This window comes from Poriferisphaera corsica (genome assembly GCF_007747445.1).
In the GTDB taxonomy this organism is placed as follows: Bacteria; Planctomycetota; Phycisphaerae; order Phycisphaerales; family Phycisphaeraceae; genus Poriferisphaera; species Poriferisphaera corsica.
In genome coordinates, this window is record NZ_CP036425.1 from 1,351,150 (window position 1) to 1,372,052 (window position 20,903).

Sequence of the window (20,903 nt, forward strand, 5' to 3'; positions counted from 1 at the left end):
TAAAAAAACGCATGCGATTGAAGCATGCGTTTTTTGTTGTATACAGATATCAGATTTATCAATAGATAGATTGGATCTGATTTCTTAGCATAGATGCTTTTGTGCGCTGGCCGTTGGTTAGGAATTTGTATTTATACTTGATCTGCAGAGCATTCTTCATGCCCGGTTCAAGATGAATCTTCCATTTCAAGGTCGTTTGTGAGTTTGCGCGACCAAGGCCAAGCGGTGTTCTAATTGCTTCCGGTTGTTCATCGGCAGAGACAAGTTCGCCTGAAACGAGCTTTGTGATCTCAAGATTTACAGCATCATTTTTCATGTTCGTGAGTGCCAGTGTACCTTCCATTGTGACCACATCATAGACCATCTGATCAATTTTTTGAGCTCCACGTTGGCGAGAAATTTCTTGCTCTTGAATTTCAGCTTTGACCGAAAGTGCCTGTGTGATTTTAAGCCGTGTTTTGCTGTTAACGGGCGTGTACTTGATTGAATCCTGCCCAAGAATGCGACCATCCTTGATGGTCATGGCAGGTGCGGTTGTCCAAGGTTGATCTGTTTTGTTTGTTAACTCAAGTGAATGCCAAACGATTTGCGGCTCTTCAGGTGATGGCTGACGATAGTTATCGTATGCATCAATGAAATCGGGGATATTCCATGTGTAAATTGAGTTGGCTGGTATATCATTTGTAAAAAGTGGATAGTAGCCACGTTCGCCCTTTTTGAGATCAATCTTGTCGAGCTGATAGAAGTATAGATCTTCAATGGTTTCACCTTTAACCGGTGATTGAGGGGCCGCAGCCATTTCCATGTCCATTGCCATGCCCGCATAGCCACGAGCCTGATTCATCATTGCTGAGCGAGGTATACGTTTACGCATCTCGCGGTTAGACATGATGCTTTGAAGATATTGATTTAGTGGCTGCAGCGTCATTGCGGATTCGGAATCTTGAAATTGAATATGGGGATAGCCTGAAATTAATTCGGTTTCGACTTTTTCAAGATCAATCAAGTCATTCACAACAACAGCTTTGGCTGTAATCGAACCTTGTTGGTTTTCTTCTGTCATACCGGTGATATCAACAACATACGAAGGGCTCCAGGCAATGCCTTTTGCTAAGTAAGTCGTTTGGACTGTTGGTGAGACTCCAGCAATACGGCCCGGCAATATCGTATCAAATTGCAGAACCGGTTTATTTTCAACTTTTTCGATCATCGGCAACGTATCTGATTGCTTGATACGTACAGACTGGATCTGATGCATGTAAATAGCACTAACGCCATTGTCATTGTGTAAATAAACAATATTGGCGTACTGAGGAGGTGGCTGGATTAATGGACGAGGTTCATTTGGGTTTTCGTTTTTAACAACTGGAACGTCAAGAATCGTAGCTTCAATCCATTTTGTTTTATCATCATTACTTCTGAGTTCAATGGCGACCATATTGCCAATATTGGCCCGAATAACTTCATTAATATCTGTCGCGACTGATTGTGTTTTATTGGCTGCATAGGTCGATTTGATATTGCTTAATGCGAGGTTGTTCGTCCATGACATCCAGAACGAACCGAGTTTTGCATTGGGGAATAATGATGTCTGGAATGTGATTGGCTTGCCGTAGTGATCAGGTGTGATTTTTTCGGCTTGCAGCAGATCTGCTTGTGAAACCACAACACCAAAGCCATTTTTGAAAAGCATCACTTTGGTCGGTTTGGATTCTACCTGTATTTGCGGATTCGTCGCTGAATCAGATGTGTCAGGCTCAATCAATGAGTCTTGTGCTTGTAAAGCGGGTGTCGTAATTGTCATCATGCAGAAGGCTGCGAGTAAACAGCCAGTCTGGAATTGTCGTTTGTTACTCGTCAAAGGCATCGTCATCTCCTTGAATGCACTGGGTAACGATAATCAGGTTATATTCTTTGGACGACCCATACGCCCAGAAGTTCCGCCGAGCTTAAGGTTTTTTTAACCCTATCGTTGAACGCATAGTGTGATTCATTCACTGCGGTCTGTCCATGAAAAAAGCCCCACGTACATTGTGAGGCTTTGTGATTCAATAATTTATAGGGTAGCTCATCAGACAAGCAGTTCAGCGATCTGAACTGCATTGAGAGCAGCGCCTTTACGGATCTGGTCGCCACAGACGAAGAGGTCGAGCCCCTTGTTATCAGAACGTGATATATCGCGACGAACACGGCCAACATAGCAGTCATCTTTAAACGAAGCATCAAGCGGTGTTGGGAAGCGGTTCGCTTCACGATCGTTGATAAGCGAAACACCCGCAGCACCTTCGAGAGCCGCAATGGCTTCTTCTTCGGTGATGGATTTCTCGAATTCCAAGTTGATAGATTCGGCATGAGCACGCATGACTGGCACGCGGACGCAGGTTGTGGTGATGGCGGTCTGGTCTCCATTGACCTGATTCCAAATCTTGTGAGTTTCGTGAACCATCTTGAGTTCTTCTTGGTTATAACCATTCGGCTTCATATCCGAGTTGTGGCTAAACAGGTTGAATGCGTATTGGAATGGGAAGATATCCATGGTGACTGGTTTACCTTCGAGTACTTCGCGAGATTGCTGCTCAAGCTCAGCCATTGCAGCAGCACCAGCGCCGGAAGCGGCCTGGTAAGTCGAGACAACCATACGCTTCACACCAGCCACTTTGTGTAGTGGGTTGACAGCCATGAGCATGATGATGGTTGAGCAGTTGGGGTTGGCGATGATACCAACGCCGGGGTTGCCGATCTTGATACCCGCTTCCTTCACGGCTTCAGGATTGACTTCAGGCACGACCAGTGGGATACCGTCCGCCATGCGGAAGGCAGAGGAGTTGTCGACAACAACTGCGCCTGATTCGACAGCGATCGGTGCAAACTTTTTGCTGATAGATCCGCCTGCAGAGAAGAGCGCGAGATCGACGTTTTTAAAGCTATCCTTGGTCAGTTCCTCAACTGTATAGGTTTTGCCTTTGAAGGTGGTGGTTTTGCCTGCGCTGCGTGCTGAAGCTAGAAGCTTAAGCTCAGCAATAGGAAATTGACGTTCATCGAGAACTTGAAGAAATTCCTGACCGACGGCGCCAGTCGCACCAACGATCGCAACGTTAAGAGCTTGTGAACTCATGTTTTGATACCTTCAAAAAGGCTGATTAATAGAAAGTCAATAAAAACAACAGTTTGAGGAAATTGGGCGGGCATTATATCAAGGCTTACTTCGGGAAGCGATCAGCCCCTACCCGTCAATTGCGGAGAATACGGAGATTTACACATCTTGTGACTGACCGATCAATTTAGTTATGAGGCATATTGCTCCCAGATTGTCACGTTCTAAACGATGTAAGTCATTTATTAAAAGTGTTTTATGTTATTTTATGCGATTCCGGTATGAGAGGCGTCTGGTAACTGTGGTATGGATTCTGGGACTTAAGCCCCGCATTTTTTTTTCAATAATTATTCTGACTGCGATCTTAATTTATGCCCAATTTCTCAATGCGGCGCCAATTCGGCCTGTTTATGTCGAAGATTCTCCCGCAGCTATGGAGCTGGTTCAACAGTTTCAAGATGATCTCAATGCAGACCATTTCACTCGCGCTGCTCAATCATTGCAAAAATTGATTGAAGATTATCCAAGCAAGCTAATGACGACAGATACAGATGCGTATCGTGATAGTATTTTCTACGCTTACAAACAGCTGCGCCAAACACCTGAATTATATGAAACGTATATTCGTCTGTATGAACCTGACGCGCAAAAAGCATATGAGGAAGTGAATCGACAGCAGCAAATCAAAGCATACGAACAGCTTCTATCTCGTTTTGGATTTACGCAGGCGGGGCTGGAATCCGCGCTGGATGTTACCGCGATGCATCTTGAGCGAGCTGAGATACAAAGAGCTGTTCGAATTCTTGAGTTCGCCAAGTCGCATCCATTAGTTCAGCAATCTCAAAACCGAGTAATGCAGATGCAGGCTGCCGTGAGTGCGTTGCCCGAAATCTACTCATCAGACGGAAGTGAAATAGCTAAAACGATAGCTCCCGCAATGATCAAGCAGCTTATCGGTGATGGACAAACCCCGCTCTGGGAAACAAACATCAACGATAAGCAGCACGCACTCAGTAATCATGAAGTACAGCAATCACAATGGGCCGTGAACCGCATTGCATTACAACAAGCACTGCCACATCGTGGTGTTCTTGTCGGTAATCAAATTATCGTAAATTTCGGTCAAAGCATTGTCTCGCTTGATCGCTACTCTGGTCGGCGGCAATGGTCATTTCACTACACGCCAGAGCTTAGTGAAGCAACCAAATTTACACTTAAACGCGGTCGTGTCCTGCTCGATACACGAGATATTATTTATAACCAATCTCACATCTTTGGCGTGGTTGGTCGTGCACCAGCATGGGCGAGTAGACGGCAAGATGAAGGTCACGTTACCTCACTTGTTTCAATTAATATTGCTGATGGACAACTCGCTTGGCAGCTTAAACCGTCTGATTTGGCTGACATCGGTCTTGATCGTGCATATCTACACAGCACGCCAATCCTTCAGGACAATATTCTGTATCAGATTGCTGAACGGCGCCCTGCAACAGGATTTCAAGATACTTACGTTCTCGCAATCAATGCCACTACCGGCCAGCTGCTGTGGAAGCGACATATCGCAAGCACTGCTCGAATTAATCGTAATAGTATAGATCTTGTTTCACGCATGAGTTTATCCAATGGCTACCTATACGTTTCCGACTACGCTGGTGTCGTTGCATCACTCAATATTCGTAACGGCAGTGTTCAATGGTTACGCATACTAGATCGTAAAAATGCGATGACAAGAAGGCTCGGTGGAAACTCAGGGACGAGCATTATTAAAATGCCTCCCCCAATTGTAGTTGGCGATAAACTTTTTGTTTTGCCCGACCGCCGTGTTTCATCCGGCCTTATTCTTGATCGTAAAACTGGTAAAGTGTCTCAAAAACTCCCCGATGAGCGTTGGCGTAATATTAGACAAATCTTTCAGTATAAGCAAAATCTAATTCTTGTCAGTCAACAGAATATCTACAGTTATAACGTTAATTCAAATGAGTTTGATTGGGATGTGAGCATTACCGAATCAGGTGTAAATGTTCTTTTAGGAGGATTTGTTCATATCCAAGATCAATTGTTAGTCAGTTTGTCTAATCAAATGATAGTTGTCAATCTCGATGACGGCCAATTGGTTTCAAGATATCATCCGATCAATACCGGGCAAATTATGATCGATAAATCACAGATCATCATTAATGATGCTGATAGTGTACGTAGCTATATGCGTTGGTCTGATGCAGAATCCCGATTGGTACAAGCTCTCAGTGATTCCGGCGTCGAGCCTGGACTGGCTATGGCACATATTGGCATCAATCACAATAAGGCATATTTGATCAACCGTGGTTTGGACCATGTGATGAAATACATGGAATCATTGCTGAAACAACAAAAAATAGAGCAATACTCGCAGAATCAAGCAATCGTATTTAATGAACTATTTCAAATGGCTACGGATAGTTTTGTTAAATCAAATAAAATAAAACAGACACTATTTGATAATATGTCCACAATCGTACAAGGCAGTAAGCAGGAAATGAGATATCATTTTGCTGCCGGACAGTATATGGCTCAGCAAAAAAATTACTTGAAAGCTGTAGAACACTACCAATCAATCCTCATCAACAAAGAACTTTCAAGTGCCAGATATATCAGCTCTTCACTTTCTCGGACAGCTTACATAGAAGCATCAATGCGTATTCAGCAAATTATTGATCAGGTCGGATTGCGAGTATATCAATCATACGATCATATCGCAGATCTACGATTGAAGGAACTGCTTAAGAGTGAGAATTGGCAATCAGAACAGATGCTCGATCTCGTACATCGCTATCCGTTTTCCAATGCTGCAATTGTCTCACTGTATCATCTCGCTAAAAATCATAGACAAAATGGTGAGCAGATTTTAGCTCATGAATATTTTGAAGAAGCAATAGAATATTTACAACCAACCCATAGCATACGCGGAAAACTAATCCCTCGTTTAATAGCTGATTATTACAGCAGTAGTCTTGTGGTTGGCAAATTATCGCAAGCAAAGATTCGCCTGGAGCAAATCTTACAACAGCGCCCAAAGCAAACAATTATGCGGAATAATAGCTTAATGCGCCTCGATGTTTTTGTGAGAAAAATAGCGCAATCATCGCATCAAACACGAGATGGTCTCACTGTTCCGGTTTCGCATCTCGCAACCATGACGGGAACATACATACATGCTGTGAACAATCAACGATCTGAGTATTTTTACCTCCAAACGAACAGCAGTATTAGCAGGATTCATCAATCTTCAGAGAAGCCTGCATGGACAACAAAAATTAATAACGGGTATGTTAATAAAATTGTCGAGCAATCAAAAGTAGATCTGCTTCTGCAAAGTTCATCACACGGTAGGCTCTACATGCTAAGGCCCAACGACGGGCATATTCGTTGGACGTTTAATACTCAAGGTAAACTTAAAAATCAAACTGAGCCTATTCAAGTTGATTTTGATCCCCGCGAAAAAGAATCGAGTTGGCATGATGCAGTTATGCTCAACAATATCATTATTCTTGCAGACAAAGTAAATCATGTTTATGCAATTGATGCAGGTAATGGCAAACTGATTTGGAATAAACAATTTCCTCTCGATCAAATACATCAAGTTCAGATGTTTGAACAAAAGATTCTCATTACTGGTCTACAGCGGAATGAAAATGGTAAAGATGTCGGCATCATCACGATTAACAATCAGAACGGTGATGTGATTAATACGCTTTACAACTTTAAATCACGATATCTTTGGCATCAATACACGCAGGATAAGCTAATCATTGTTTACCGGAACAGTATTGAGGTGCTTGAGCTTCAATCCAAACAACCGATCTGGACAGCAATGCATGATGAAATAGATCTTACGAAAAACGCATGGTATCTGGATGGCCACCTTATCGTGTTAGATGATGATGGTATAATGCATGTGTACAACACGGATAACGGCGAAACACTAAGCCGTATTAGCATCGATTCGCTTGGATTTAATCGTCGCGTTGATGTGCAGTATCTTGAGGGGCGTTGGTACATTATGGCAGGCAGCCGTGCACTCGCGATTGATTGGCGAGGTAATATTGTCTGGCGAGATACTGTTGTAATGCCCGGTCGAAAAATCTTTGCATCCCAAGCGATTACCAATCGTTACATCGTCTATCTTTCCGCTCAATTAAACGCCAATGACTTCTGGGAACGAGATCCTTCACGTATCGATCTTGATCAAGAGCAAGGCTACAAATACCGCCTGTATTTCTTGGATAATAAAACTGGTAAGCTTCAATATATCTATCGTCTTCCTGCTCTTAACAAGCCACTAATCACAGAACACTTCACACTCATAGGGAACCGGATTCTCTTACGTAATAAGAATGAAACACTGGTTCTAGGCCCAGATATCTCACAATAAAAATACCCCGAGAGATCAATCTCGGGGTATATGATGAACACAGGTCATACCTTCTGATTAAGCTACTTCAGCCAACTCATGTTTTTCCATTGCCACTTCAGTTACCTGTAAATCATCATCGTCATCGGTTCGATTTTGATCAATTTTGAAGTAACTAATCAATGACTGCAGCATCTCTGCTTTAGATGCAAGTTGTGCTGCGGCAGATGCCGCTTGTTCGGTTGCCGCGCCAGCTTGCTGGGTGACACTTGATATCGATTCGATACTTTGTGCAACTTCCTCGCTAGCGGAAGACTGTTGTTCAGCCGCTGCTGCAATCGTTTGAATCATACTCGCAACTTGACGTGTTTGCGTGACAATATCATCAAGATTCTTACCCGCACCTTCAATCCGATTCGCACCCTGTTCAACTTCGTCAGTACCCTTCTGCATACGTGTCACCGCTTCGCTGGTTTCACGCTGGATTGCTTCGATCGAGTCTGCAATTTCATCAGTTGCGTTCGTTGTTCTGTCTGCGAGTTTGCGAACTTCATCGGCGACCACTGCGAAGCCGCGACCATGTTCACCGGCACGAGCCGCTTCAATTGCCGCATTTAAGGCAAGCAAGTTCGTCTGATCTGCAATATCATTGATCACCTCAATAATCTTGCCAATTTCTTCGCCTCGTTGGCCTAGTTGTCTAACACTTTCAGCACTACTATTGACTGATTTGTGAATGTTATTCATGACATCAATCGTTTGCGAGACCACAGCACCACCCTCTTCAGCAGATTCGCCAGATCGTTCCGCTTCTTGCGCAGCTGATGTTGATTTTGACGCGACCTCATTGATAGATTGAGACATCTCTTCTACAGCAGTGGTAACCTGCATGATCTGCTGGCTTTGTTCATTCATACCTGTCGATAATTCTTCACTCGAAGATGCAATTTGGGTAGACGCGCTCGCTACTTCATGGGTCGCGTCAGTAACTTCAACAATCACCTTATGTAGCCGCTTAATGAGCAGATTAAACCCGCCAGCCAATTCGCCGATTTCGTCTTTACTTCGGATCTTAATCTCGCGACGCATATCGCCTGCTGAGATGAATTTAAATTCATTCAAGAACACACGAATCGGCCGCACAATACTCCGAGTAATTAATACGCAGATTGTAATAGCCATACCCACCGAAATACATGTCACAATAATGTTTGTAAGCCCCATCGTATTTAGGCTTGCATTTAATGCGACGCACGCGCTTTCAACTTCCTCGGTCAGTTTCTCTTTCATGCTGCGAATGGAGTCTTGTGTCGCTGACAATGCACCGTTTGTCTTGCTGTTCAGAATATTCACTGCTTGAGCCTGTGCGACCTCTATCGAGTCTTCATACGCGAGCGCTTTTTCAAAATCTTGTTCAATTCGCATCAATTTTGGCAGCGTAACTTCATTGTAAATAGAGTTAGCTTTTGCGTAATCGCCTTTACTTAAACAGTCATTAACAGTTTTAGCGGATTGATGTAGCTCGCGATGTGGTTCGGTCATGCTCTCAAAAATGACCATCAATTCCGGATTTGTCGCGATATTATCTCTGAAGTAATCACTCTTTTTGAATGTTCCTAAAGCGCAGTCATGTGGCGATATGCCAACGTGAATCGAATTGTTTTCTGCGAGTAAATCTTCAGCTAGACCTTGGGCCCAACGCATATGAGCTTGCTGGATGTCCCACAAATGCTCTCGCAGTTTCTCCGTGGATTGCACCCATACATCATTGATCTCGCCCGCGGAATCATGAACTTTAGCGTGCGACTGACGCAATTGATCCATCTCAGCTGCTAAGGTTGGATTAACCGCTGCGACACGCTTCGCATCCGCGCTATTCAACCATTTTCCAAGACCACATTTCGAGCCATCTAGTTGTACGGTCGTTTCTTCCTGATTTTCCAAGAATAGCTTGTGCAAGCTACTCAACCATTTGAAATGATCTGTTTCCTTTTCAGTCAACAGCTGATTCCAAGCCATATATTCTGTTGCATTGTCTTTGTAAAATTTGACTTGCGATTCTGTAAACAAGCTCACCGCCATTGTCAGAACGATCAAAACAATAATCGCGCTAAATCCCAATGCCAGCTTTCTACCGATAGTTAGTTTCATGTTGCCTCCCATGTTATGCACATGTAAAAATGTCAAATGTAGTATGCCAGTCTACGTATCGCCAGATGAGAGCCACTTTATAGTTCTTGCTCTAAACTGCAGAAGAATCATGACCCATTCGCTCCGCATAATCGTTACAGTTTGCCTCCCTTAACGCCCGTGCCTGCGTAATGTCTGATAAATATCCTGTTTTTCATCAACATCGCACCACCCTAAGTTGCCTATCACTCCTACCACTGTGCGAACACACATGAAAAGTCGTACAATTCGGCATATCCTTCATCTGTAGAAATGGCTACGCATGGTCGAACACCTCGCGATACCGCTATTTCACTCCTCAAACAGGCTTACGTACCGGAGATAACACCGATGTCGCAAACAACGCAAGTGACTGATGCAGAAAGACTTATCAGTGATCAAGATCCCGCGGTCTGGCAGATCATCGCCGCCGAGCAGGATCGCCAAGAATACACGCTTGAAATGATCGCTTCTGAAAATCACGCCTCACCCGCTGTCATCTCAGCGATGGGCACCTGTCTCACAAACAAATACGCTGAAGGCTACCCCGGCGCACGTTATTACGGCGGTTGCAAGTTCCACGATCAGGTCGAAGATCTTGCACGTGATCGTGCTAAGGAACTCTTTGGCTGCAAATTTGCAAACGTTCAGCCTCATTCCGGCGCAAATGCTAATACCGCTGCGTTCATGGCCATTTGCAAGCCCGGCGACACGATCCTCTCACTTCCCATCTCCTCTGGCGGGCACCTCTCTCACGGCCTCAGAGTCAACTTCTCCGGCCAGTTCTATAACATCGTCGATTACCGCCTCGATCCCGATTCTGAACTTATCGATTTCGACTATGTTCGTGCTCAAGCCCTCGAACACAAACCCAAAATGATTATCTGTGGCTACTCCGCCTATCCACGCACAATCGATTTTGCGAAATTTCGTGAAATCGCTGACGAAGTCGGAGCCATCCTTATGGCCGACATCGCACACATCGCAGGCCTCGTCGCTGCAGGCGAACACCCCTCGCCATTCCCACATGCACACATCGCCACAACCACCACACACAAAACCCTTCGCGGTCCACGTGGCGGCCTCATCCTCACCAACGACGAAGACATCGCCAAGATGGTCGACCGTCGTGTCTTCCCAGGCACCCAGGGCGGCCCGCTCATGCACGTGATCGCTGCAAAAGCCATCGCTTTTGGTGAAGCACTCAAACCAGAATTCAAAACCTATCAGCAGCAAGTCGTCAAAAACGCAGCCGCCCTAGCAGAAGCTCTCACCAAGCACGGCTACCGCCTCTGCTCAGGTGGTACTGACAATCACCTCATGCTTGTCGACCTTCGTCCTAAGGATGACAGCCTAACAGGTGCTGAAGCTGAAGTTTGGCTCGAAGATGCCGGTATCATCACCAATAAAAATGGTATCCCCAACGATCCACGCCCACCAAAAGTGACCTCAGGCCTCCGCCTCGGTACACCAGCCCTCACAACTCGTGGTCTGAAAGAGGATGATATCCGTCAAGTCGCGGAAATGATCGACCGTGTCCTTGCCACCAATGGCCAGGCAGCTTCAGAAGTAGCCAAAGACGTTCGCGCAATGTGTGAACGCTTCCCAATGCCGCACTAATCAAAGCATTAAGTAAACAGCGAAAAGGCAGAAGCATTCATGCTTCTGCCTTTTTTAATGCATATGCTACCAGTTTTATAGCGTATTTCGTTTTACAGTAATCCGATCTCCCAGCCCTACCTCGAATCGTTTAGCCGCACTTCCTTCTCTAACCGCAATCTCTAGCCGCATGCTCGATCCAATATAAACGATAGCCTCCCCAACCCACACATCCGAGAACGTCCGTTTGATACCGCGAATCATTTCGCCTCCACATACTACTGCGACTTTATCGTCTAATTTTCCAATAGACTGATGCAAATCGTCTTCAGTAATATCACAAAGCAGATTTCCAAAATGATCGATCAAAACCACATGCCCCTCAATGCCTTCATCTTCAATTTTCGGTTCTAATAGTTGAATAGTCTCGATATTGTCGAGTTTATCCCCCATCGCTTCCATCTTAACGCCATTAAGCAAATGTCCCGCAATAGATGCGAAAATATCACGCCCGTGAAACGTGTTGCTATGCCCGTACCAATACTTACTTTTGTTCAACTCAACAGCCCCCTCAAAACCGTAACGCTTGATCGCTGCCGTAAACAATCCATTGTCCGGCCCTATCAGAATTCCTTTTTCTGTCTTGACCGCAATCTCTTTTCTTTTGCTTCCAACACCCGGGTCAACGACAGCGATATGTACTGAAGTGTCGTTAAATACACCCATCGCATCGACCAGCAGATACCCCGCACTGTGGATATTCTGGGCTTCAATATCATGCGTCAGATCTATTATATTTGCATCCTCACATACCCCTGATATTACCCCCTTCATCTGCCCGACATAGGTGTCTTTCAATCCGAAATCTGTCAGCAGTGTTACAATTTTCCCCATTCAAAATACCCTCAGACTATTTGATGGTTAGCCTACTGCTGATCTGCCGACGTAGGCTCAATCCCTAATATTAACTCTCGTGGCTTCGTGTCCGCCATCTCGCGTATTCGTTGCTGTGAATACGTTGCCATTGCGATGTCGATCCCATCAATCCGTGAAAAAATCGAATCCGGCCGATGAGCATCCGTCGCTAAGAACGTATAGTAACCAGCCTCCATCCACCGCCTAATGTTCACATCTGCCGTATATCCCGCTTCGCCTGTAAAACACTGGAAATTACCTTGTAAAAGCACGCCTTCCGCCATAATCGTATCGAGATATTTATCGATTTTTCGCATCTCAGGTAGCCGCTCAGGATGTGCCAAAATCGGCACATACCCTTCTCCCAGCAAATACTCAAATGCCTTATTCACCCATCTCGACCATTTCCCTTCCCAGAAATCAACTAACACATACTTAGACCCCGCCAATGTCATCACCCCGTCCTGTTGCCATTCTTCAATTACTTTCTTATGCAACCGAATCTCACCCCCCGCCCAAAGCTCGTACTGCACCCCTCTCGACGACAGCTCGCCCTTTAATTGCTCCACCCAACGCTCAATATGTCCCGGTCCGTTCATCGGGAACATCTCTCGCCAAATATGTGGCGTACATATCGAACCCACATAACCATGCAGCTTTAATTCTTCAATGATCGCCACGCTCTCATCAACATCCATACAGCCATCATCAACACCCGGAATCAGATGGCAATGGATATCAATCCGACCACGTGGTACTTCCAAAGCTTCACCATTGTTTTGTTCTTCTGACATAGCTTATTCTCTCAAACCACGCGAATCTTCCATCCGTCCACCATGAACAACATTATATCCCCATCATCCTCCCTGCCGTTTTCTTTAACTATGTGCCACCGATAACCGCGACTTCTCTCACCCAGCTCATCTTTTCTATCGGCTCATCAAGCATCACAAAACGTAATGCCTGCAAACAACATTTTGCCGCCCGATCTCGGACCCGCGCCCGATCTCCCCATTGGTTCAATAACGCCGTATAACACCGTATTTCCCCATTTTTTGCTCTCGACGCAATACCGATCCATACCGTTCCCACCGGCTTCTCATCACTGCCACCTCCCGGCCCCGCAATCCCGGTCACGCCCACCCCATAATCCGAACCTGTCTGCTCGATCACACCTTTCGCCATCGCCCCCGCCACCTCTCGACTTACCGCCCCATAAGCTTCTAATACTTCCTTAGGCACTCCCAAACAGGTCATCTTCATCTCATTCGAGTACGTCACATATCCCCCTTTATAGACATCACTCGAACCCGACACATCCGTGATCATTTTCCCAATCAAGCCGCCCGTACAGCTTTCCGCTGTAGCAACAGTTCTATTCGTCCGCTGTAATGCTTGTACCACCGCATCTTGCAGCCGCTCATCATCACATCCAAATACAAACCGTCCCATTTTTTCTTCAATCAGACCAACCGTTTCAGCAATCGCTTTTTCCGCCCCATCCGCGTCCTCATATTCCGCACGGATCCGCACCCCACAAATCCCTTCGCTCACCGTTGTCCCAACGACAGGATTCCGATCTCGCCGCATCAGCTTACCCAATCGCTCGCCAACATCCGATTCACCAAGCCCAAACGTATTCACCTTCTTCGTCAGGATCACACGCCGTAGCGTCCCCATTCCTTCTACCTCATCCTTCTTGCCTATCTCTTGGATAGCCGGCTCGACACAATGCTCATACATCCCCCGCATCTCACTCGGAACCCCCGGCATTACAAACACCGTTGCCCCATCCAACTCCGCCCGAATCCCCGGAGCCGTCCCCCAATCATTCTTAATCATTTCTGTTCCCACCGGCTTCATCGCCTGTACCCGATTCCGTGCCGGCATTTCTCGCCCAATCTTATCTCGAAAATACCCCTCCACACTCGCCAGCATCTCCTCGCTCTGCACAACATCCACACCCATCGCTCTTGCCAATCCTGCTCGCGTCAAATCGTCCTCTGTTGGCCCAAGCCCGCCACTCACCAGAACCACGCACGACCGTTCGCACATCGCCTCAATCACCTCAGCCACAGCACCCAGCTCATCCTCAACCGTGATATGCATCCCGACCTTCACACCAATCGCCGCCAGCCGCTCGCTCAGCCAAGCACTATTCGTATCCACCGTCTGACCGAGAACCAGTTCATCACCAATCGAAATAATTGCAGCATTCATGACAAAAGTTTACCGCCCATCCTCCTTTCCCTCCAATCCCCGCCCCTCCTTCCCACCTGCACAAAACCCCATTTCGCCCTATAATCCACACCATGAGCGATCCAACAATCATTGACGGCAAGAAAGTTTCCAAGCAAGTCCAAGAGCAGGCCGCCCAGCGCGTTGAGAAAATCAAGCAAGCCACAGGCGTCACCCCCTGTCTCGTCACCGTACTTGTCGGTAGCGACCCCGCTTCCATCACCTACACGCAGATGAAGCGGAAACGTTGTGAGGCTGTCGGCATGAAGTCCATGAAAGTGGAACTCCCCACCGAAACCACCACCGATCAACTCCTCGCCAAGATCAAAGAGCTCGGCGACGACCCCGCCATCCACGGTATCCTCCTCCAGCACCCCGTCCCATCACAAATCGACGAGCGTGCTGCATTCGAAGCCATCCCAGCCTCCAAAGACGTTGACGGCGTCACCATCGCCTCATTCGGTGCAATGGCTTTCGACCTCCCAGGCTTCGGCTGTGCAACCCCCGCAGGCATCTGTGACCTTATCGACGCCTACGATATCGACTGCACCGGCAAGCACGCCGTTGTCATCGGCCGCTCACCAATCCTCGGCAAGCCCATGGCCATGATGCTCCTCGCTCGCCACGCCACCGTCACTATCTGCCACTCCCGCACCGTTGATCTCCCCTCCGTTGTGAAGCAAGGCGACATCGTCGTTGCAGCAGTCGGCATCCCCAACTTCGTTAAAGGTGATTGGCTCAAAGAAGGCGCCATCGTCCTCGACGCCGGTTACAACCCCGGCAACGTCGGTGACTGTGATTACGAATCCTGCTTCCCCAAATCCTCAATGATCACCCCTGTCCCCGGCGGCGTTGGCCCAACAACCATCGCAGCCCTGATCAACCAAACCTCCATCGGCGCCGCCCGCCAACTCGGCCTCGACCCCAACAACCTCTAAACCACGCACTTCAGTCATCCAATACATCAAGTCCACCACCGCCGGTGGTGGGGTGTATTGCTAATATCAATCCCTATTTACAACCATTGTTGAACCCGCAATTCAAATAGCTGCGAGCTTACAGCTCGCAGACTCTTGATTGTCCGAACCAACGACACACTATAGTGACACAACTCAAAACTAGCCGCCGATCCAAGATCGGCGCGCCCTCAACCCTCACCACCTCACACCGTTTCTACAAACTGTCTTATATCCTGCAACTCAAAATAGCTGCGACCTGACAGGTCGCAGGAAGCATCAAACCTTAATACTCGCAACCTCATCATCACCCATCCATCACCGCCAAAAACTCGTCCGTCTCATCCGGCGAAATCACATACTTCCGCTTATGCGTTTCGATCAAAATTAGATGCTCTCGATTGTTGCCGTAAGACGAAAAATTCTTAAGTGTCGGATTATAAAACCAACCAAAATATCCAAACAATCCGCCGCATCCAAACGTGCGAATCGTCCTTCTCATATCCTTCTTTTCCAGCTCACGTACTTCTGAAATCTCATCCCGACCAATACGCACATTAGCCCCCCATCGACGGATCACCACCTCATTCGCATCAACCGTGTAATACCGCGGTGCAAACCATGCGCATATCGCCAAGAAAAACCCACCAATAAATAACGCGATCCCAAAATATAACCACGCATTCCCCGACCCCTCATCCAAATGCTTCAACAGCACCAATACTGCGACGCCCAAAACCAGCAACACCACAAACGCCGTGATACCCTTAGTCAGCTTGTCCCACGAACTCCGAAATATCTGCTTTTGCATGCGTCTAACCTCGATAATCAGGATATCTGGTACAAAATCAGTATACCTCACATCGGCGAAGCAATTCTGCGAAAAAGGTTGCCCCATTTCCCATCTGTCACGATATTCGCCCACCAATCCCCATTACCCAATAACCTCTCGGTTTGCCCAAGCAAAATCCGCCCAAATCCCCTAAAATAATGCATCAGGTTTTATTGACAGTTGGATCTGAAATCGCTGGATAATCTATTGACGCAAGCAGGTCGCTTGCGTCTTATCTAGCACTAGCACTAGCACTACTCACTAGCACGAAACATGAGCCAGTTCAATACACAACAATACGACATCGAACGCCCCACCGGCCACTGCGCCTTCTCAAGCCGTCAACTCCAGCCCGGTGAATCCTACTACGCCACACTCGTTGAACTCACACCCGAGGAGATGGAGCAACTCGCCAAAACAGACAAAACCAAATCCGCTCTCGGCCTCAAACGCCTCGACGTCTCCGCAGAAATCTGGGATGCAGGCAACCGTCCCAACAACCTCTTCGGCTACTGGAAAACCGTCGTCCCTGAACCCAACGCAAAGAAACGCCAATTCGTCGACGACACCGTCCTCATGGACATGCTCAAAAAACTCGCCCTTACCGATGACGCTGACAAGCTCGCCTTCCGCTACGTCCTCGCCCTCATCCTCATGCGCAAACGCCTTCTCCGCTACGACTCATCCACCAAACAGGAAATGGAATTCGAAGACGGCACCACCGAACTGCAAGAAGTCTGGACACTCACCCCAAAGCTCAACGTCAAGAAAGGCCCCATGTCCAAATGGGACGAAGACAGCAAACTCGAACTTTTCGATCCCAAACTCGATGCCGAGAAAATCGAGCAAGTCACCATCCAACTCGGCGACATCCTCAACGCTGATTTTTAGGTCGTCTTATCCAGCTTCCATACCCACCCCTTCCGGGGTGAGTTGCGGCGCATTTAAATAGCTTGGAACTCAAAATAGCCGCCGCGACACTTCGCGGCGCGACCGCAAGCCCTCACGACCTCATTTGCTCATCAAGCCCACGACCGCCGGTCGTGGGGTGTATGCAAGAAAAACAAAATTCCTGCAACTCAAAATAGCCGGCGAGCGACACTCGCCGTACCCACCACCTCACTCCTCACTCAAGCTTCGCTTGTCTCACGATTGAATTGAGATTGCTCGACATTAGTACGTGTATACCAACTGTTGATCGCCGTATCGCAGATAGCACGAAATGCATAACTCAAGCCATACGTAATTAAACCACCAACCAACATGGTTATGCTAAACATAATAATTAACGTTTCGGTATTAGTTATTGTCGGAGTCCGTTCGCCTGAATAAACGCCTGCATACGGTGGGGCAAACAGAGTTACAATGCCGCTAATAATCATAGCTGACCCAAGTAACTTGCTGAGGTAAATCAAGATAATAAGACGTAAGTAACGTGGAATTCGGTATGCAGTGGGCATTGAATTAATCCTTTTGACCCAAAAAGAAGACGCATTCATTGTAATGCACACTTAAATATATGAAAGTAATCTCTCTCCAATCCGGATCTAACGGCAATTGCATCTTCGTCGAAGCAGACGGCCTTCGTCTACTCTTCGACGCCGGTATCTCAGGCAAGCAAGCCCAACTCCGTCTCGCCGAACATAACATCGACATCAACACCGTCGACGCACTCATCATCTCCCATGAACACATCGACCACGTCAAATCCGCAGGCATCTTTCAACGCAAATTCAATCTCCCCATCTACATCACCCCAAAAACATGGGCCACTGCATACAAACAACACAACCTCGGCCCTATCCACACGATCAATCACTTCGCTCCTGACTCCACCTTCTATCTTCCTAATAGACCCGATGTCGCCATCACCGCCATCCCCACCCACCATGACTGCATCGACGGCTCATGCTTCGTCGTTCAGCACAACCAAAAAAGACTCGGCCTCTGCACCGACCTCGGCCACGCATTCCCTGAACTAACCACCCTCATCCCAACCCTTGACGCGCTCATTATCGAATCAAATTTTGACCCCGACATGCTCTCATTTTCCTCATACCCCATCCACACGCAGCGCCGCATCGCCGGCCCGCATGGCCACCTCTCAAACCACGAAGCCGCATCCTCGCTTCAATCCTACGCCGACCACACCAGCCTCCAATGGGTCCTCCTCGCCCACCTCTCAGAAAACAACAACACCCCCGATGTTGCCGCCAACACTCACCTCGACCACCATACCCTCACCACCCACATCGCCTCCCGCCATCAGGTTTCCCCTGCCTATCACATCGACTAATCTCACACCTCATAAACCCCATCCTTCGACCCAAGCGTCTATACCTATACTTACTTCGCTGCCTCAGCCGATATACCCATACATAAAGCCTCCTCGTCATACGGAACATCAGCATGCAACGATCCAAACCCCACATCCTCCCACTCCTTCTCTTCTGCCTCCTCACCCTCTCCGCATGCCAACAAACCACCATCATTCCCCAGCAGGACAAGCTTCTCCCGCCACCCATTAACACCACCTCTTCCCTCTCCACCTTGGAACTCGTCAACAAGTACAACACCAACCTTCGAGAGCTCGATTACCTTCGTTCTAACGTCACTTTCGATCTCAAATACCTCGACGAGGACGGCGACGCCAATCACGAAAACGGCTCCGGTAACTTCTATTTTCAGCCTCCTCGCGACATAACCCTCGTCCTTAAAAAAGCAGGCATCGAAATCTTCTGGGCCGGTGCTAACCCCGAATACTATTGGCTTTTCGATCTCCACAGCGACAAACTCTTCTATGGCCAGCACAAGTTCGCATCCAACCCGCAAACCCTTCAACTCGCCATCCCCATTCAGCCCCAAGACGTCGCCCAACTCCTCGGCCTCCAGCCCCTCGAACCCACAAACGGCGCAAACGTCGACACTATCCGCGGCTACACCGTCCTGCAATTCGTCAACACCAACTTCCGCTACTTCATCAACCCCGACACTGGCCTCCCCGCACGCATCGACTACCTCGACCCTATCACCAGCACGCCCCTCATCACCACGCTCCTCACGCACGACAAAGCCTACACAGATCATTCCCCTTCACCCAACTTCCCCGCTGTCGCCGATATCTACGCCATCGATTCCGACGCCTACCTCAAGCTCCGTCTTCACGACTACACCCATCGCAAACCTAATCCACGTCTCTTTGATCTAAACGCCATGATCAAAGTCCATAAACCCAAAGAAATTCTTCAGCTCGATGCTGATGTCCCCGGCTCTGATCCTATAACTAACTAATAGTTAGTCCGACCACCTCCAAAAATAAAACCCCGCAGATTAAATCGACGGGGTTCTGTTTTTTATTGTCGGGCACGTCAACGATCACCCACAACCACACCCATTATTACCGTTACCTTTACCGCACGATTCCTGCAATACCCTCAAACTCCGCGGCAAGTTGAAATGCACATCCTCTTCCACAATATGCGATTCATCCACAAGCCCTTCATACTTTTCAATCAATTCTTTAACGATCTCTTCAACCAGATGCTCCGGTGCACTCGCACCCGCTGTGATTAACACACTCTCCACCCCATTAAACCACACATGATCAATCTCTGAAACATCATCCACCAGATAGGCTCGCGTCCCCGCATTCTCACTAATCTCCGTCAGTCGTACGCTATTCGACGAGTTTTTCGATCCCACCACCAACACCAAATCCGACTCCTCAGCCAGTGCTCTGACAGCTAACTGACGGTTAGTCGTTGCATAACAAATATCCTCACTTGGTGGCTGCTTAATCCCCGGATACCTTCGTTTGATCGCATCAATAATCACATTCGCATCATCCATGCTCAGCGTCGTCTGCGTCAGGTAAACCAACTGTCCCTGTTCTTCTTCCGAGAATGGCAACTTCTCAACATCTTCCGGACTCTCAACGATTGAAAACGCATCCGGCGCCTCGCCCACCGTACCCACCACCTCATCATGCCCCGCATGCCCTACCAATAGCAACTTATACCCCTGCTTCGCATACCGAATCGCTTCCATATGCACCTTCGTCACCAGCGGGCACGTCGCATCAATCATCGTGCAGTTACGCGCCTTGGCCGCACCCCGCACCTCAGGCGACACGCCATGCGCACTGAAGATCACCGTCGAATCGTTTGGCACCTCTTCTATCGAATCGACAAACACGACACCCTGCTTCTTAAAGCTCTCAACGACATGCCTGTTATGCACGATCTCGTGATACACATAAAGCGGTGTACCCACAATCTTAAGCGCCTCGTCGACCGTCTCGATCGCCATGTTTACGCCCGCACAAAACCCTCTTGGATTCGCTAGTATGATCTTCATAGACAACATCTTACATCCCATCACCCTCACCAGCCACTCCTGCATTTTCCCCATAAAACCCTTACAAACCTCACACAAGACACCACCCACCTCTGTTCCCCTTGTGCGCTCTATAACGATCCCATACGCCCCTTTTTCCCCCCCATCCCGACCATCCCGCACAATCCTCGCCCCCGATAAGCAACTTTCCCCTAACACTGCAAAGCCCATTAAGCACGCAACACAACTTCCCGATCCATTACCCAGATACAAACGCCCATGCTCGTATGCAGGGCGACAAAGTGGAGCAGGAACCGATCCAGGCCGCGCATCAACGTCTTTCCCGATGTCGCGCCTCTCGCTCATGTTCATACA

Annotated in this window: 15 protein-coding genes; 6 read left to right on the plus strand and 9 right to left on the minus strand. The window is 47.8% G+C overall.

The features are described from left to right. Positions 1 to 58: 58 nt before the first annotated feature. Entirely contained in the window at positions 59 to 1,867 is a 1,809-nt protein-coding gene (locus tag KS4_RS05410) for a DUF4139 domain-containing protein (RefSeq protein WP_145075685.1), read from the minus strand. A 204-nt stretch (positions 1,868 to 2,071) separates the two neighbouring features. Further along, positions 2,072 to 3,115: an aspartate-semialdehyde dehydrogenase gene (locus tag KS4_RS05415; protein ID WP_145075688.1), complete on the minus strand. Its 1,044-nt coding sequence runs from the start codon at positions 3,113 to 3,115 to the stop codon at positions 2,072 to 2,074. 280 nt (positions 3,116 to 3,395) lie between these two features. Here KS4_RS05415 and KS4_RS05420 point away from each other — a divergent pair, with 280 nt between their 5' ends. Further along, positions 3,396 to 7,505 carry an outer membrane protein assembly factor BamB family protein gene (locus KS4_RS05420; RefSeq protein WP_200761606.1) on the plus strand — a complete coding sequence of 1,370 codons (4,110 nt, stop codon included), beginning with the start codon at positions 3,396 to 3,398 and terminating at the stop codon, positions 7,503 to 7,505. A 57-nt stretch (positions 7,506 to 7,562) separates the two neighbouring features. Here KS4_RS05420 and KS4_RS05425 read toward each other — a convergent pair whose 3' ends face one another. Then, positions 7,563 to 9,635: a methyl-accepting chemotaxis protein gene (locus KS4_RS05425; protein WP_200761607.1), complete on the minus strand. Its 2,073-nt coding sequence runs from the start codon at positions 9,633 to 9,635 to the stop codon at positions 7,563 to 7,565. 369 nt (positions 9,636 to 10,004) lie between these two features. Here KS4_RS05425 and glyA point away from each other — a divergent pair, with 369 nt between their 5' ends. After that, positions 10,005 to 11,273 carry a serine hydroxymethyltransferase gene (gene glyA, locus KS4_RS05430; RefSeq protein ID WP_145075697.1) on the plus strand — a complete coding sequence of 423 codons (1,269 nt, stop codon included), beginning with the start codon at positions 10,005 to 10,007 and terminating at the stop codon, positions 11,271 to 11,273. A gap of 75 nt (positions 11,274 to 11,348) precedes the next feature. On the opposite strand, the gene KS4_RS05435 is transcribed toward glyA, so the two are convergent. From KS4_RS05435 to KS4_RS05445, 3 genes are all read right to left on the minus strand, one after another. Next, positions 11,349 to 12,146 (minus strand): SAM hydrolase/SAM-dependent halogenase family protein, encoded by a 798-nt coding sequence (locus tag KS4_RS05435; RefSeq protein WP_145075700.1) that lies wholly within the window; start codon positions 12,144 to 12,146, stop codon positions 11,349 to 11,351. Positions 12,147 to 12,178: 32 nt separating this feature from the next. After that, positions 12,179 to 12,961 (minus strand): tyrosine-protein phosphatase, encoded by a 783-nt coding sequence (locus KS4_RS05440; protein ID WP_145075703.1) that lies wholly within the window; start codon positions 12,959 to 12,961, stop codon positions 12,179 to 12,181. 88 nt (positions 12,962 to 13,049) lie between these two features. Continuing rightward, the gene (locus KS4_RS05445; RefSeq protein ID WP_145075706.1) at positions 13,050 to 14,387 is read right to left on the minus strand and encodes a competence/damage-inducible protein A; all 1,338 of its coding nucleotides are present in this window, start codon (positions 14,385 to 14,387) and stop codon (positions 13,050 to 13,052) included. A 92-nt stretch (positions 14,388 to 14,479) separates the two neighbouring features. Between KS4_RS05445 and KS4_RS05450 the strand changes: the two genes are divergently transcribed. After that, positions 14,480 to 15,343: a bifunctional 5,10-methylenetetrahydrofolate dehydrogenase/5,10-methenyltetrahydrofolate cyclohydrolase gene (locus tag KS4_RS05450; RefSeq protein ID WP_145075708.1), complete on the plus strand. Its 864-nt coding sequence runs from the start codon at positions 14,480 to 14,482 to the stop codon at positions 15,341 to 15,343. Between the two features lie 325 nt (positions 15,344 to 15,668). Here the strand turns inward: KS4_RS05450 and KS4_RS05455 are convergent, their stop codons facing one another. After that, positions 15,669 to 16,172 (minus strand): PH domain-containing protein, encoded by a 504-nt coding sequence (locus KS4_RS05455; RefSeq protein WP_200761608.1) that lies wholly within the window; start codon positions 16,170 to 16,172, stop codon positions 15,669 to 15,671. A gap of 294 nt (positions 16,173 to 16,466) precedes the next feature. Here KS4_RS05455 and KS4_RS05460 point away from each other — a divergent pair, with 294 nt between their 5' ends. Then, positions 16,467 to 17,084, plus strand: a complete 618-nt coding sequence (locus KS4_RS05460; protein WP_145075714.1) for a hypothetical protein — start codon at positions 16,467 to 16,469, stop codon at positions 17,082 to 17,084. Between the two features lie 239 nt (positions 17,085 to 17,323). On the opposite strand, the gene KS4_RS05465 is transcribed toward KS4_RS05460, so the two are convergent. After that, the gene (locus KS4_RS05465; protein WP_145075717.1) at positions 17,324 to 17,653 is read right to left on the minus strand and encodes a hypothetical protein; all 330 of its coding nucleotides are present in this window, start codon (positions 17,651 to 17,653) and stop codon (positions 17,324 to 17,326) included. Positions 17,654 to 17,712: 59 nt separating this feature from the next. On the opposite strand from KS4_RS05465, the gene KS4_RS05470 reads away from it, so the two are divergent. Both KS4_RS05470 and KS4_RS05475 read left to right on the plus strand, forming a co-directional pair. Beyond that, positions 17,713 to 18,489, plus strand: coding sequence for an MBL fold metallo-hydrolase (locus KS4_RS05470; RefSeq protein ID WP_145075721.1), 777 nt, complete (start codon positions 17,713 to 17,715; stop codon positions 18,487 to 18,489). A 113-nt stretch (positions 18,490 to 18,602) separates the two neighbouring features. Next, on the plus strand, positions 18,603 to 19,484 hold the full coding sequence (locus KS4_RS05475) for a hypothetical protein (RefSeq protein ID WP_145075724.1): 882 nt from the start codon (positions 18,603 to 18,605) through the stop codon (positions 19,482 to 19,484). Positions 19,485 to 19,568: 84 nt separating this feature from the next. Here KS4_RS05475 and ispH read toward each other — a convergent pair whose 3' ends face one another. Further along, positions 19,569 to 20,894, minus strand: a complete 1,326-nt coding sequence (gene ispH / locus KS4_RS05480) for a 4-hydroxy-3-methylbut-2-enyl diphosphate reductase (protein WP_234698856.1) — start codon at positions 20,892 to 20,894, stop codon at positions 19,569 to 19,571. Between the last annotated feature and the right edge of the window lie 9 nt (positions 20,895 to 20,903).